This window comes from Oceanobacillus longus (assembly GCF_042650085.1).
Classification (GTDB): Bacteria; Bacillota; Bacilli; order Bacillales; family Amphibacillaceae; genus Oceanobacillus; species Oceanobacillus longus.
Genome location: NZ_JBHSAO010000010.1, coordinates 114,457 through 130,036 on the forward strand (window position 1 = coordinate 114,457; position 15,580 = coordinate 130,036).

Annotated in this window: 11 protein-coding genes; 4 read left to right on the top strand and 7 right to left on the bottom strand. The window is 37.6% G+C overall.

From position 1 onward, the window contains the following. Window positions 1–10 precede the first annotated feature (10 nt). From ACFOUV_RS13850 to glgB, 4 genes are read right to left on the bottom strand one after another with little or no spacing between them, the layout of a single operon-like run. The gene (locus ACFOUV_RS13850; protein WP_379497378.1) at window positions 11–1,441 is read right to left on the bottom strand and encodes a glycogen synthase; all 1,431 of its coding nucleotides are present in this window, start codon (window positions 1,439–1,441) and stop codon (window positions 11–13) included. 44 nt (window positions 1,442–1,485) lie between these two features. Further along, the gene (gene glgD, locus ACFOUV_RS13855; protein ID WP_379497379.1) at window positions 1,486–2,592 is read right to left on the bottom strand and encodes a glucose-1-phosphate adenylyltransferase subunit GlgD; all 1,107 of its coding nucleotides are present in this window, start codon (window positions 2,590–2,592) and stop codon (window positions 1,486–1,488) included. Further along, window positions 2,592–3,746: a glucose-1-phosphate adenylyltransferase gene (locus tag ACFOUV_RS13860; protein WP_379497380.1), complete on the bottom strand. Its 1,155-nt coding sequence runs from the start codon at window positions 3,744–3,746 to the stop codon at window positions 2,592–2,594. The genes glgD and ACFOUV_RS13860 overlap by 1 nt, the downstream gene beginning before the upstream one ends. Beyond that, window positions 3,747–5,660 (bottom strand): 1,4-alpha-glucan branching protein GlgB, encoded by a 1,914-nt coding sequence (gene glgB, locus ACFOUV_RS13865; protein WP_379497381.1) that lies wholly within the window; start codon window positions 5,658–5,660, stop codon window positions 3,747–3,749. A 310-nt stretch (window positions 5,661–5,970) separates the two neighbouring features. Between glgB and pulA the strand changes: the two genes are divergently transcribed. Further along, window positions 5,971–8,133: a type I pullulanase gene (pulA, locus tag ACFOUV_RS13870; protein WP_379497382.1), complete on the top strand. Its 2,163-nt coding sequence runs from the start codon at window positions 5,971–5,973 to the stop codon at window positions 8,131–8,133. Window positions 8,134–8,279: 146 nt separating this feature from the next. Then, entirely contained in the window at window positions 8,280–9,302 is a 1,023-nt protein-coding gene (locus tag ACFOUV_RS13875) for an LLM class flavin-dependent oxidoreductase (protein WP_379497383.1), read from the top strand. A gap of 8 nt (window positions 9,303–9,310) precedes the next feature. On the opposite strand, the gene ACFOUV_RS13880 is transcribed toward ACFOUV_RS13875, so the two are convergent. The 3 genes from ACFOUV_RS13880 to ACFOUV_RS13890 form a co-directional block, all read right to left on the bottom strand. Beyond that, window positions 9,311–11,461, bottom strand: coding sequence for a heavy metal translocating P-type ATPase (locus ACFOUV_RS13880; RefSeq protein ID WP_379497384.1), 2,151 nt, complete (start codon window positions 11,459–11,461; stop codon window positions 9,311–9,313). After that, window positions 11,454–11,819 carry an ArsR/SmtB family transcription factor gene (locus tag ACFOUV_RS13885; protein ID WP_379497385.1) on the bottom strand — a complete coding sequence of 122 codons (366 nt, stop codon included), beginning with the start codon at window positions 11,817–11,819 and terminating at the stop codon, window positions 11,454–11,456. The genes ACFOUV_RS13880 and ACFOUV_RS13885 overlap by 8 nt, the downstream gene beginning before the upstream one ends. Window positions 11,820–12,031: 212 nt before the next feature. After that, window positions 12,032–12,799, bottom strand: coding sequence for a GNAT family N-acetyltransferase (locus ACFOUV_RS13890; RefSeq protein WP_379497386.1), 768 nt, complete (start codon window positions 12,797–12,799; stop codon window positions 12,032–12,034). Between the two features lie 131 nt (window positions 12,800–12,930). Between ACFOUV_RS13890 and ACFOUV_RS13895 the strand changes: the two genes are divergently transcribed. Beyond that, window positions 12,931–13,851 (top strand): ketopantoate reductase family protein, encoded by a 921-nt coding sequence (locus ACFOUV_RS13895; RefSeq protein ID WP_379497387.1) that lies wholly within the window; start codon window positions 12,931–12,933, stop codon window positions 13,849–13,851. 201 nt (window positions 13,852–14,052) lie between these two features. Then, window positions 14,053–15,552, top strand: coding sequence for a BCCT family transporter (locus ACFOUV_RS13900; RefSeq protein WP_379497388.1), 1,500 nt, complete (start codon window positions 14,053–14,055; stop codon window positions 15,550–15,552). Window positions 15,553–15,580 lie beyond the last annotated feature (28 nt).

Here is a 15,580-nt window from a genome sequence, read left to right on the forward strand (position 1 = left end):
CATTCCTCCCTTATCCATAAACCAATTCCGGCAATAAGCTTTCATAGATTGTCACATATTGATGTGCCGAATCCTTCCAGCTGAACTGACTTTTATTTACATTCTTTAATAATTGTTGCCACTCAGAAGGATTATTAAATATCTCAAGCGAATAGTTCAGTACATTCAGAAGATCATGTGCATTATAATTCGTAAAACTAAAGCCGTTCCCATCACCTGTTAATTCATTATAAGGATGGATAGTATCTTTCAAACCACCCGTTTCTCTTACAATAGGAACAGTCTTATATTGTAGAGCAATAAGCTGCGACAATCCACACGGCTCGAACTTAGATGGCATTAAGAAGAAATCAGCACTTGCATATAATTGTCGGGCGAGTCCTTCATCGAAAGTTAATAGAGCTGCAGCCTTCTCGGGATAACGATAGGCAATATCCGCAAAATAACCTTCAAATTCTTTCTCTCCAGTTCCTAGTACGATAAATTGAATATCCTGATTTAAAAATTCATCCAAAATGTGCTGAACAAGATGTAATCCCTTTTGTTCCACCAGTCGGGTAATGATGACATATAATGGGCTGTCTTCTTTATATGAAAGTCCAATTTGTTGCTGAAGATGCATCCGATTTTCTCTTTTTTTTGATCTAGCCGAACGGTAATTCATAAAAATGGATGGATCTGAAGAAGGATTATACTCTCGTGTGTCAATCCCATTAATAACTCCAACTAAATCATCTGCTCTATTCAATAACATTGGATGGAGGCCTTCACTGTAATAGGGGTCTTTTATCTCATCAGCGTAACTTGGACTTACGGTTGTAATTTTATCCGCATGGAATAGCGCGCTTTTCAGACAATTAAGCATTCCATCCCATTCCAATCCACTTATATGTTCTCTCCCTAACCGGAAGAAGTCCTCATAAATATCCAAGGGCATCACACCTTGATATTTAATATTATGAATCGTAAAGATAGTCTTCATATTTTCAACAGGTTGTAAAATGTTCGCAAGGGCAATAGCAATCCCCGTTTGCCAGTCATGTCCATGAAGAACTTGTGGCTTGTAATCTATATATTTTAAAGACTCAATAACCGCATGACTGAAGAAAACAAATCTCTCCCCGTCATCGTAATAACCGTAAATACCTTTTCTCGTAAAATAATAGTCATTGGAGATGAAGTAATAAATAATTTTATTATAAGTCAAAGTAAAAAGATGTGCTTCCTGGGTACGCCAGCCTAGTTGTACATCAAAGGAACAGAGATATTCGAGTTGATCCTTCCATTCTTCATCCATTTCGTCGTATAGCGGCAAAATTACACGCACTTCCTGCTTCTCATATTGTCTTAGTGCCTGTGGAAGCGAGCCAACTACGTCTGCCAATCCCCCTGTTTTAATAAATGGTGTACATTCTGAGGCGACAAATAATATATTATTCATTTATATCTCACCTTCCTTAATTTATTAAACTATAAGACTTTAGTCTAAATAACTTGCCTTTTTGCAACAACATAGGGCTTTTCCTTTGATCCGATGATTTTTTGACCCTTTGTTACATATACATCCTTATCCAAGATTACATTTTCTAAATATACCCCTTCTTCAATGGTACACCTTTGCATAATAATGGAATTTTTCACTGTTGCACCGGATTTAATATTAACCCCGCGAAAGAGCATGCTTCCTTCAACAGTCCCATCAATTACACAACCATTCGCAAGTAAGGAATCGTTAACTTCTGCGTGTTCACAATATTTCACTGGTGGATTATTAGAAATTTTCGTACGGACTAAATTCTTATTGAAAAATAAATCTCGATAATTTTCCTCTTTCAAAAGATTCATATTCTGCTTATAAAAGCTTTCAATAGTATTTACAAAAGCACTATAACCGTAATGATCATACTTTTGTATTTTTAAGTCAGATAGTTTGTCCTTAATACCACACACAAAAAAATTATCCTTATTATACGCAATGCATTCATCAACTAAATCTAGCAGGAGGTCTTTATTAATAATATAGACACCGGTAAAGAGCTTTGAATTCTTCTGATCATGTGTTATATTTTCCACCCAACCGGAATCATCTGCTTCAATTCGAAAATATGGATAGTGCTCCGGCTGAACTTCGCCAACATCAGCACTGATCAACGTAACATCAGCATTCCTTTCCAAGTGGAATTTGAATGCATTCTTATAATCGGAGTTGGAGATGAATTGACTACCACTTATTAAAACATACCGAGATTTACTGCGATGGAAATAATCACGATTATTATGGAAAAACCGAAGATCTCCCTTTGAGCTGTCAGACGGGTCATTCCAATCTGGCGGAAGAATAAACAAACCGCCATTTCTCCTGTCCAGCTCCCAATTCTCTCCAGTTCCAATATGATCCAGGAGTGAGCGGTACTTATTCCTTACAAAAACCGCAACTTCATGAATCTCTGAATTAACCATATTCGATAAAGCAAAATCGATCATTCGATAACGTCCCCCAAATGGCAGAGAAGCATTATTACGGAAATAAGCAAGTTCATTAAACACATAGTGTTCATGATCCAAATTTATAAGTCCCATCATTTTTTCCATTATTTATCCCCCCCTGCAGGTGTAAGCATTTCACCTAATACTTCTTCATTTATAACAAGTGGCTCCTCATCCTCGCTTCTTTGAAGAATGGTCCCCTCTGGAATTACGGTATTTTCCATAACAATGACACGTTTTAACATACAGTTTGCTCCAATGCTTACTTTCGGATGAATGATAGATTGTTTAACGATACTTCCTTGTTCTATCCTTACATTTCTAAACAGAACAGAATTGTTGATATGCCCATATACAAAACATCCTGAATTTATTAGAGAATTTTTCACAGATGCATGTTGGCTTATATATTGTGGTGGAAGATTCGAATCGTTTGTATAGATTCTCCAATTCTTATTATTGGAAGTTAGCCCTGATTTCTCATGGAGTAAATCCATATTAGCCTCCCAATAGCTTTGAATCGTTCCTACATCTTTCCAATAACCATTGAAGTGGTAAGCAAACATCCGATGATTATCCTGGAGCATTGCAGGGATAATATCTTTCCCAAAATCATGACTGGATTGTTTATTGTGTGCATCTTCAAATAAATAGGATTTCAGTTTTTTCCATGTGAAAATGTATATTCCCATCGACGCCAGGTTACTTTGAGGTGCTTCAGGTTTCTCCTCAAATTCATATATACGATGATTTTCAGACACACTCAATATTCCAAATCTGGAGGCCTCTTCGATTGGCACATCGATAACAGACACTGTTGCATCTGCTTCTGTTTCTTTATGTTGTTCAAGCATTTTTTGATAATCCATCTGATAAATATGGTCACCGGAAATAACAAGCACATACTCTGGATTAAATTGATCGACAAAGTGGATGTTTTGATAGATGGCATCGGCAGTTCCGGAATACCAGTCCCCACCCGTTTTTCCAGTGTATGGAGATAATACTGTTACTCCACCACTTTTATTGCCCATATCCCACTGTTTACCATTTCCAATATGTCTATTCAGTTCCAAGGGAGAGTACTGTGTTAATACTCCAAGTGTTTGAATTCCAGAATTAGCACAATTACTTAATGTGAAATCAATAATCCGATATTTACCACCAAAAGGTACTGCCGGTTTCGCCCCATGATGGGTTAAAGCCCCTAAACGCTTACCTTCTCCTCCTGCCAATAACATGCCAACACATTCTTTCATTTATGACCCCTCCTCATCCAACTGATTACGTTTGAATATCGTGATTGCTAACGGTGGTACTTTTATTTTTATATGTTGCGGCAAAGCATGCCATTTTTCTGGGAAACTAAAATGTTTAGAACCATTTATTTGCCCAGATCCACCATATTCTGTCCGATCTGAATTAAAAATTTCCTCATATTTCCCTGCAAACGGAACCCCAACTTTATAATCAAAATGCGTATTTGGAGTAAAATTACAAACGATAATCAATTCTTTCTCCGGTTGCATACTTCTCCTTCTGAAGGCAATAATACTTTGATCAATATTGTGTGGATCAATCCATTCAAACCCCTCTGGTCGATGATCCATTTCAAAAAGTTCAGAATTACCCGTATAAAAATGATTTAATTCGCTTATATACTTATATATTCCATTGTGGAGCGGGTAATCAAGTAAATGCCAATCCAACTGTTCCTTATCCTTCCACTCTGCATATTGTGCAAGTTCTGCACCCATAAACAGAAGCTTCTTTCCTGGATGAGCAAACATATAACCATATAAAAGCCTGAGATTGGCAAACTGCTGCCATTGATCTCCCGGCATCTTATCCAACAATGACTTTTTACCATGTACAACCTCGTCATGCGAAAGTGGTAATAGAAAGTTTTCAGAGTTCGTATACATAAAGGAAAAGGTAAGTAAATTATGATGCCATTTTCGATTCCCTGCTTCTTCTTCCATATATTTAAGCATGTCATTCATCCAGCCCATGTTCCATTTGAAATTGAAACCAAGCCCTCCAGCGTATGTCGGAGCTGTAACGAGAGGTAAGTCCGAGCTATCTTCAGCCATCATTAACGCATTCGGTTCATATGAAAAAACGACTTCATTCAATTTGCGTATAAATGCAAAAGCTTCCAGATTCTCTTCTCCACCTGAAGAATTGTAAATTTTCTCTTCTCCATCATGTCTATCAAAATTTAAATACAACATACTGGCAACTGCATCCACTCGAATTCCATCTATGTGATATTCTTTCAGCCAAAACAGCGCATTGGAAACTAAGAAACTCTGAACCTCTGGCCGACCGAAATCAAAAGCCAACGTTCCCCAGGATCTTTTCTCTGCTTTAAGGGGATCTCTATATTCATACAAAGCCTTTCCGTCAAACTCCCGAAGTGCAAAATCATCCTTACAAAAGTGACCTGGAACCCAGTCCATAATGACACCTATATTATTTCTATGGCACTTGTCCACAAAATATTTAAAATCATCACTTGAACCATAACGGGTCGTAACAGCATAATAGCCCGTTATCTGATAGCCCCAAGATAGGTCAAAAGGATGCTCAGCTAACGGCAATAATTCAATATGGGTATATCCAAGGGATTTCACATAAGGTACCAGTTCCTCAGCAAGTTCCCGATATGTAAAGAATTCACCTGATTCTTTTGTTTTCCATGAACCCAGATGGGCTTCATAAATCGAAATCGGAGAGGAGTATGGGTCAAAAGTTTCTTTCCGTGCCTTCCAATCTTGGTCTTTCCATTCATAAACTGATTTTCCAACAGGTGTCACGGAAGCAGTTCTCGGCCGAAGCTCTGATTGGAGTGCATATGGATCAGCTTTTAACGACACTTGATTATCTGAAGTTATAATCTCATATTTGTATATCGTACTGTCCGATATATCTGTGAAAAAACCAATCCAGATTCCCTCGCTTGTTACCTTTTCTAATGGATGTGCATTGCCATTCCAATGATTAAAGTCACCAACGATACGCACTTCTTGTGCATGAGGTGCCCAAACGGAAAATCGGTGTCCCCTTTTACCTTCCCATTCCGTAACGTGACAACCTAACATTTTATAGCTCTGATAGTTTGTGCCCTGGTGAAATAAATATATATCCTGTTCTGAAATGTTGTATTTCAACAAATGGTGCCTCCTTCCAAAACGGTAAATATACTGGAGTTATTATCGTTTTGTACATTATAATTAATTATAGATATAAAAATAAGAGAATTCAAGCCAGTTTTCAGAAAATTCCTTCGACAATAACTGGTGGTTTTTGTCGAAAATTGACACTACTTGTGGAGTTTTCTATTTTATCGAATCATAATGTTTAATAATGGTAAATCGAGTGAATAATTTATTTAGATATAATAATTTTATGAAATTCCCGAAAAGTTTGGTATAACATATACTGTAGCAGTTAAGCGTCAGTGGAAGAGGAGTTGTCATTGTGAAAAAGAATATAGCCTGGATGGATGACGTTCATTTACTGACAGTCATTGCCGATCATTTAAATAAATTACCGGATTTCCGTAAGGATGAACCTATTCTTTATTGGGAAAAGGAACAAAGGAATTTTTCTGTATCGTTTCAGGAGAAAATAGATGATTCTACAGTTCGACTCGCTAACGAAGAGGAACTTCCTATCGGTGAAGAGCTTGTTCTTCTATGGGGAGAAATGAAATTTCCAGTTTATCCTCGTGCAATTGTCCGCACAAAATGGTTTGATGAGAATTATTCTGCGACAGCTATTAAGCTTGGAGCAACGTGTACGGAGGATTCCACTATCTTCTCTGTGTGGTCCCCAACAGCAACCGCCTTAAAGTTGGTACTAGGTGACAACATGTATGCGCTAAGCAAACGTGAAAAAGGCGTATGGGAGACGGAAATTAAGGGTGACTGGCATGGATATCCGTATGAATTTGAAGTAAGCCTTAACGGGGATACCCAACGCGTAAATGATCCATATGCAAAGGGTATGCTTGCCAATAGTGAAAAAGGCGTTGTTGTTAATTTTTCAAGGTCCGATCAAGTAGAACATGAACAAAGTCGGCCTACCGTCAAAAATTTGCAGGATGCCATCATCTATGAACTTCATGTAAGAGATGCCACGATTCAACAAGAAAGCGGCATCATGAATCGCGGAAAATTTTTAGGTTTATCTGAAACTGGTACTACCACTCCAAACGGATTTTCCACCGGGCTTTCCTATATGAAAGAAATCGGCTGTACACATGTTCAGTTATTGCCAATCAACGATTATGCACGTGTAGATGAACTTCACCCGGATGAACAATATAATTGGGGTTACGATCCGTTATATTTCCAAGTCCCAGAAGGGAGCTACTCGGTATTACCGGATAGACCGATAGCAAGGATTAATGAACTAAAAACAATGATTCAAGCATTCCACCGTGAAGGAATAGCTGTGATTCTTGATGTTGTGTTTAACCATGTTTTTATTTTGGAAGAATCACCTTTTGAGAAACTAGTTCCAGGATATTATTTTCGCTATCAACCTAACGGACAATTAAGCAACGGAACTGGGGTTGGAAATGATATTGCCACGGAAAGAAAGATGACACGTAAATTTATTCTTGATACGATTGATTTTATGATCAATGAATATCATGTAGATGGATTCCGTTTTGATCTTATGGGCGCAATGGATATTGAGACAATGAAACAAATTCAAGAACGCTGTAACGCAGAAGATGTACCAATGATGTTGCTTGGAGAAGGATGGGAATTACCGACAGCAATTCCATCTGATTGGAAGGCAACTAGTTTTAACTCTAGAAAATTAGGGGGCATTCGCTTTTTCAATGACTATTTCCGTGATTGTTTAAAAGGAAATTTATTTAATGAACAGGATACTGGTTATATTAATGGAGAGGGCCGCTTTCTCGAGAAAATGCCTAACTTACTGTCAGGATCTTCACTGGAAGAATATGGTGAACCCTTTGTGTCGGATGTAAATCAGATGGTCAACTATGTAGAGTGCCACGATAACCATACCTTATGGGATCGCCTGCAGCTGACAAATCCTGATGTTGATGAGTCCATACGTAAAAAAATGCATCAATTAGCTACTGGAATCGTTCTACTAAGCCAAGGCGTGCCTTTTATCCACGCTGGTCAGGAGTGGTTCCGCAGTAAGCAGGGTGATGAAAACAGCTATATTTCAGGAGACCATATTAATCAACTTGATTGGAATAAAAGAGAACAGGAACAAAAAAATATTACTTTTCTAAAAACACTCATTTCCTTAAGAAAAAAATATGATGTTTTTCGAATGACATCCAAACAGGAAATAAGAAGAAGATTTCATGTTATTGAAACACCTCAACCGGTTTTTGGATTTACATTATTAGGTGATAAAGATGATTTCTCCATTTATATTAATCCATCTAATAACAAATATGACCTTCATCTCCCCTCATCAGGGAAGTGGAGTATTGCCGTAACCAATAATTCCACTAAAAGAACCGAGCAGCAAGAAATCATTGGCGAATATACATTTGTTGATGCCTATGAACTCGTTGTTTTTCAGAAGACACGCAAACCCGCTTCATCAGATTTGGATGTAGTCAGCACCGAAGCGGTTTATTAGTTATCAAGGATTGCTTCATTTAAAAGCCGTCCTAGGGAAGGTTTGATAATTAAAAGGGATTCCTGCACATAGTAGTGGGTATTCCTTTTTGGTGCTATAAAAAATATCCACACCAAATTGCAACACAGAGAGAGGAAGTAAGGTAAATGGTTTTCTTAAATATTCTTGATTATGCACTAATAGATGAAGGATCTAATGCTCGTGATGCATTAGGACAAACTACTGAACTTGCCAGATACGCAGACGAACTTGGCTACCACCGATATTGGGTCCCTGAGCAGCACAATGCCCTGTCCATTGCCAGCAGTGCTCCTGAGATGCTTATGATGCATCTGGCCGCTGCCACTAAATCAATTAGAGTTGGATCAGGCGGAGTAATGATTCCTCATTACAGTCCTTATAAGATTGCTGAAAATTTCCGAATGTTGGAGGCACTCCATCCGGCTCGCATCGACTTGGGTATTGGGAACAGCACCGGCGGAAGAATTGTTAGTAAGGTCTTGAATGAAGAAAAAGAGGAAAGACTACCCTACGAGCAACAAGTAACTGATATCCAGAAATACCTGACAGGTGAGACGAATCAAGAACATCGATTTCAGAATTTAATCGCCACCCCTGTCACCGAAACACTCCCGGAGATTTGGATGTTGGGCGCGGGAGGCAAGAGTACAAAAATTGCCACTGAATACGGCACTGCTTATTCGTATGCTCATTTTATAAAACCTTCAGAAGTCGGTGCTGACATAATAGCAACCTACCGGAAAAATTTTAAAGCCTCTGTTTTTCACGAGAAACCAAATGTATCCATTAGTGTTTTCGTCGTAATCGCTGAAACAAAAGAAGAAGCAGAAGAACTTTCAAAGGCATTCGATTTATGGATGGCCTCCCTTGAAACAGCAAAAAATCCGCCTTATTTCCCTTCTGTTGAAACAGCAAAAAAAAGACAATATAGTTCGTTAGAAAAACAAAAGATTAATCAAATACGTAAAAGAATGATCGTTGGAAATCCTGCTCACGTGAAAGAGGAAATACTAAAATTGGCGGAATTCTATCAGGCTGACGAAGTTACCCTGATCCCTAACTTTCCAGGAGCTGCAAACCGCATGAAAGGAATACAATTACTCGCTGATGCATTTAAGCTTAGAGATAAACAAAAATCCGCCCAATAGCCGATCTCTCAATCTTTTAATCGAAGAAGCCTTAATCCATTTGCTGTAACTAAAAGTGTAGCTCCCATATCAGCAAGAATGGCAATCCATAGTGTTAACCATCCTGGTATAACTAGTAATAAGGCAATGATTTTAATAGCAATTGAAAAGGTGATATTTTGCTTAATAATGGTTAATGCCTTACGACTTAATTTTATTGCAAATGGAAGTTTACTTAGGTCATTGCCCATTAGAGCTACATCTGCTGTTTCAAGAGCTGTATCCGTACCAGCTCCTCCCATCGCAATTCCGACTGTAGAGGCAGCTAAAGCAGGTGCATCATTAACACCATCTCCTATCATCGAGACATTGCCATATTCATTTCTTAGTTTTTTAATGAAATCCAATTTATCTTCCGGCAACAGCTCAGCTTTAACATCAGTTACGCCTACTTCCTGAGCTATCGCTTGAGCAGTTCCTGCATTATCACCTGTAAGCATAATTGTTTTGTTAATTCCAAGCTGATGCAGTTTTTTAATCACATCTTTACTCGTTTCCCGCACTTCATCTGCTACAGCTACTACTGCAATAACCTGCTTCTCTGTCCCGATTACTACCGCGGTTTTTCCCTGCATTTGAAGTAATGTGACCTCATGTTCTATAGAGTGTTCCAATCCCAAATCATGAAAAAGTCTTGGACTGCCTATATAATACGTTGTTCCTTCTATATCTCCATTAATACCTTTACCTGTAATTGACGAAAAGTTTTCAACAAAAATATTAGAATAGCTGATGTTTTCCTGTTCTGCTTTTTTAATAATCGCTGAAGCAAGAGGGTGCTGGGAACGACTTTCAAGTGCTGCAATAATGGAAAGGACTTCTTTTGAATTAACCTCTTTCGAGATGAGTTTAAAATCCGTAACTACCGGAATGCCTTTTGTTAACGTACCTGTTTTATCAAAAGCAATGGCTTTTAGTGCTCCCATTTCTTCCAGATAAACGCCACCCTTAACCAGAACACCATTTTTGGCAGCATTACCAATTGCAGTGACAATAGAGACTGGAGTCGATATTACCAAAGCACATGGACAACCGACCACCAGTACGGCTAATCCCTGATAAACCCAGGAATTCCAACTTGCCCCAAAAAGCAATGGTGGTATTATTGCGACTAAACAAGCAACGATCATAATTGCTGGCGTATAATACTTTGCAAATTTATCAACAAATGCCTGCGATGGTGCACGTTCCGCCTGTGCCTCTTCAACCAGATAGATAATTTTTGAAAGTGTTGTATCTTCTGCAAGTTTAGTTACTCTTACTTCAAGCAAACCTTCTCCGTTTAGTGTTCCTGCAAATATTTCGTCATCGATTGTCTTTGCAATAGGAACAGATTCTCCCGTGATTGTTGCTTGATTAACTGCTGAGTAACCATTAATAACGACCCCATCCATCGCAATTTTCTGTCCGGGCTTGATAATCATAACATCACCTATTTGAATCTCATCAACATGAAGCATTGCTTCCTGACCATATCTTCTAATTAGCGCCTTTTTTGGTGCAATATCCATCAAAGAACTTATGGATTTTCGGGCCCGGTCCATTGAATACCTTTCGATTGCCTCACTGATTGCAAAAAGAATAACGACAACCGCACCTTCTGCCCATTCCCCGATAAGTGCAGCCCCAATAACCGCTACAGTCATCAATGTTTTCATATCGAAATCCAATCGCAATAAATTCTGGAAACCTACTTTAAAAAGTGAGTATCCACCTAATAAAATGGAAGCAACAAACAGAGCGACCGTCACACTATTGCTTTCCCCTTTTACAACTAGAGAGAGGTAACCGAAGCATAGAAACAAAGCAGAAGTCATAATGGTGCTATGTTTCATAAAAAATGGTTCTTTATCTTGGTTGTTTCCTTCAACCCAATCCGTTTCCTGCCTTTTCTCAGGTACAACTTTAAGATTTTCAAAAGCCCCAGCCTTCTCCAAATCTTCTACTGTGGTCTCCCCATAAACAGATATTTTGGAAGCGCCAAAATTTACTTTCGCATCCTGGACGCTAGGAATTTCTTTGACGTTTCTTTCAAACTTACCTGCACAATTCGCACAGGAAAATCCTTGTACACGATAAACATTTTTACTATCTTCCAATGATTTTACGGATTCACCCAATTTCTGCAACCTCCTTATGGTGTTGAAAGGCAAATTGGATTAATTGCTTGACATGCGCATCATCTAACGAATAGTACACCAATTTCCCTTCTTTTCTATATTTAGCCAATCCAATATTTTTAAGCAAGCGTAAATGATGAGATGCCGTGGCAGTTGTAGATCCAATAATATTCGCGACATCACATACACATAACTCTTCCTCTAACGAAAGTGCATAAGCAATTTTAACCCTCGTATCGTCTGAAAGACCCTTAAATACTTTGGCAACTTCCATTGGATTCTGTTCCTGAAGCCTTTGACTGACTCTGTTTACTTTCTCCTTATCAATACAAGTTACTTCACATATATCCTTATTCATATTCTCACCTCTACATTCAAATAGTTATTTGAATATTAGTTTATGCAACTCCTCTTAAATTGTCAATTAATCAAACGTTTGATTAAAACCTTTAATCGATAGAGAAATCAGCATGCAGAATCAAATCGAGCAGCATTCTATCCCAATATACCTCCCTATTAATAAAAGGAGAATTCGATATCGAATTCTCCTTTTAATTAATACCTTATGGATCAAAGTGCTTGTTCTTTATAAATCTTTTGTACCTCATATTTAAATCCACCATATTGATAATTTTGCTTTTGATACATTTCCCTTGGTGTATCTTCCCCGTCGGCAACTAATAGCACTGTTTTATCCCAAAATTTTTTCATTACAAAATACTGCAGTCTGCTTCCAATTCCCTTTTTACGCAGAAATTCATTTACATCGAGACTATCAATTTCTGCCGTTTTTTCAGTCATAATTACATCTACCGCTCCTGCAGGCTTACCTTTATAACTCGCAATAATCTGCATAATTGCTGGATTATTAAATTGCCTCTTATTTAAATCAATTTTTTGCGTTGCAAAGTTCTTCCCAAACTCCAAATCCTGTTCAAAACGTAATTTTAAATAGGCTTCAAAATTATCAACTGTTACAGGTTGGATAAGTATATCTGAACTATTTTCTACTCTTGGAAACTGATTTGGCTGGATAGTGTACAGCTCAAGATACCCAACCTCATACCCTTGTTTTTTTAAATAGTTCATTTCATTCTCATCGGGTTTTTCGCTTTCTGGGAAATAAAACTTTACGTGCCTCTGATTCCTTCTAAAATGGAATTCCCTCAAATAATCTTCAGTATCTTTGAATTCATCTAACGTTGGTAAGTGCTTAAATTGTATAAAATTACTATCATACCGATTTAACATTTCCGGATAATGAATATGTTTATATAGAGTGTTTTCAAATACTATATTCCCTATTGTATATATATCTTCAAATGTAATCTTTTTCATTTTTATTCTCCTCTATTTTAATAGAAAAACCTTTCGATTAATTAAAGGAATTTTCAAATAAATTTTGAAATCGAAACTTTTTCTTATATAATAAAATTATAGTACAAAAATAAAGAAAAGCGAGGATACTTATGAAAAAAATTAAAAATGTTTCATTAATTGGTTTAGGGGCGATTGGCTCTGCTTATGGAAGCAAGTTACATACCTTATTAGGGGCCTCATTTCGTGTTGTTGCCAACGAGGAGCGAATTCGGAGGTATAAATCAGAGGGATTGAATGTGGATGGTACTGTTTTTCATTTTAATTATATACTTCCAGAGGCAAAGACAGAACCTGCAGATCTTGTAATTTTCGCAGTAAAAAACGCAGAACTGGAACAGGCTATATTAGATATGAAGCACCATATTGGGCCTGATACAATTATTCTTTCTCTTTTAAATGGCATATCAAGTGAAGAGGAAATTTATGAAGCTACTAATAATGAACATATTCTCTATAGTATGTGTGTAGGGATTGATGCTTTACGCACAAATAATAAAATTCGTTTTTCCAGTATGGGAAAAATTTGCTTTGGGGAAAGGGATCAAACAACTTCGGATAATATTATAGCGCTAAGAGAATTATTTGATATGGCTGATATTCCATATGAAATTCCAGAAAATATATGGCATGCCATTTGGGCTAAGTTTATGTTTAATGTAGGAGTAAACCAAACTTCTGCAGTCTTTCGCGCATCTTTTAAATATTTCCAGGAAATCCCTGCACTTCATCAATGGATGGAACAAGCTATGTATGAAGTAGTAGAAATATCCAAAAGTATCGGGGTTCATTTAACAGAAGATGATTTACGTAATTACCGACCTATTTTAATGAATTTGGCACCCGATGGTCAAACATCCATGCTGCAAGACATTGAAGCCAATCGTAAAACCGAAGTGGAATACTTTGCTGGAAAGGTATGTGAACTTGGAAAGAAATATCAAATTCCAACACCAGTAAACGATCAGCTTTACAAGATGATAACGATTATCGAATCAATGGCAAAGTTATAGTTCGTATATGTTACTAACTACAAAATGTGGTTAGTAACGATCTTCTCTTGAAGCTTTTTCTTGAAAGTATAATTTCCCTGAAACTCCAAATGCTAACTGTACACAAAAGAAAGATGTTGCAAAAATCTCATTTTCTTCGCTCCTCTACCGGCAATTCCAGCAACATCTATCCGATACTATTAGCTTATACAGGGGGTTCACATGAAGAAGGTTTCTAATGTTTTTTATATCACCATTGCTTTAGTTGTATTATTTGTTTTGATCGGTGCTATCATGCCTGTACGATTTGAGAAAGTAACAACAAACCTGAATGCTTTTATCTCTACCAACTTCGGATGGTATTATATGTGGCTGATGATTGCTCTGATTATTCTTTCCATCTTTATCATCCTAAGCCCTTACGGCAAAATCCGTTTAGGAAAAGATAATGAAAAACCTGAATTTTCTACACCTACTTGGATTGCGATGTTATTCTCTGCAGGACTAGGTATAGGGCTTGTTTTCTATGGTGCTGCTGAACCGCTTTTTCACGGATTTTTAGATTCGCCGCTATCTGAAGCAGGTACTGAACAGGCATTTAAGGAAGGACTTTCATTAACTTATTTCCACTGGGGTTTCCATGGCTGGGCTATGTATGGAATTGTTGCACTTTCACTTGCATTTTTTCAATTTCGCAAAGGGGAACGCGGCTTGATTTCGTCAACTTTAAAACCTCTATTCGGCGATAGGATGAACGGTCCATTTGGAATAGCGATTGACGTACTTGCGACATTTGCAACAATATTTGGTGTAGCAACGTCCCTTGGATTAGGAGCTATGCAGATTAACGGTGGATTGAATCATTTATTTGGAATTGATGTTAGTTTCGCATCCCAGTTTATCATTGTTGCGATTGTAACGGTTCTATTCCTTGTTTCATCTTGGTCGGGGCTAAGTAAAGGGATTCGATATTTATCGAATACGAATATGGTTGTCGCAATTTTATTGTTTTTTGGAGTATTATTTATTGGACCAACAATGCTTATCCTTAACATGTTTACAGATACTTTTGGTTTATACCTTCAAAACATTGTGCAATGGAGTTTTCGTACCGCACCACTAGAAGGGGATAATCGTGGTTGGGTTGATTCCTGGACGATTTTTTACTGGGCATGGTGGATCTCATGGGCACCTTTTGTTGGAATGTTCATTGCTCGTGTCTCACGCGGAAGAACTATTCGTGAATTTATGATTGGAGTTATGATTGTACCGACTTTCATTATCGCCATCTGGTTTGCAACGTTTGGGACTACAGCAGGTGATATTCAAAACAGTGGTATCGACTTAACACAATATTCAACAGAACTAATAACCTTTAACATGTATGACCAAATGTCTTTTTCATTCATCTTATCCACCTTATCAATTTTGTTGCTTATGACTTTCTTTATTACGTCGGCTGACTCAGCTACATTCGTTTTAGGAATGCAAACCACAAGAGGGTCATTAACTCCTCCTAATACAGTTAAAACGATTATGGGTCTTGCACAGTCGGCAGTAGCTCTCATTTTACTTTATGTAGGTGGGTTAACTGCATTGCAAAATACCATTATAGCTGCTGCACTTCCCTTTTCATTTGTTGTGATTTTAATGATGTTTTCTCTCTTTAAAGCACTTAAACAGGAGTTAAAAACCATCAAGAGAATACCCAAGAAGAAATAAGTGATTCGTACCATCTAAAAACGCACTC

Coding starts and splice junctions, on each gene's coding strand:
- ACFOUV_RS13895 (WP_379497387.1), top strand. CDS start 12,931: ATGAAAAAAATTAAAAATGTTTCATTAATTGGTTTAGGGGCGATTGGC.
- glgD (WP_379497379.1), bottom strand. CDS start 2,592: ATGGAAAAAATGATGGGACTTATAAATTTGGATCATGAACACTATGTG.
- ACFOUV_RS13890 (WP_379497386.1), bottom strand. CDS start 12,799: ATGAAAAAGATTACATTTGAAGATATATATACAATAGGGAATATAGTA.
- ACFOUV_RS13850 (WP_379497378.1), bottom strand. CDS start 1,441: ATGAATAATATATTATTTGTCGCCTCAGAATGTACACCATTTATTAAA.
- ACFOUV_RS13860 (WP_379497380.1), bottom strand. CDS start 3,746: ATGAAAGAATGTGTTGGCATGTTATTGGCAGGAGGAGAAGGTAAGCGT.
- ACFOUV_RS13875 (WP_379497383.1), top strand. CDS start 8,280: ATGGTTTTCTTAAATATTCTTGATTATGCACTAATAGATGAAGGATCT.
- ACFOUV_RS13885 (WP_379497385.1), bottom strand. CDS start 11,819: ATGAATAAGGATATATGTGAAGTAACTTGTATTGATAAGGAGAAAGTA.
- ACFOUV_RS13900 (WP_379497388.1), top strand. CDS start 14,053: ATGAAGAAGGTTTCTAATGTTTTTTATATCACCATTGCTTTAGTTGTA.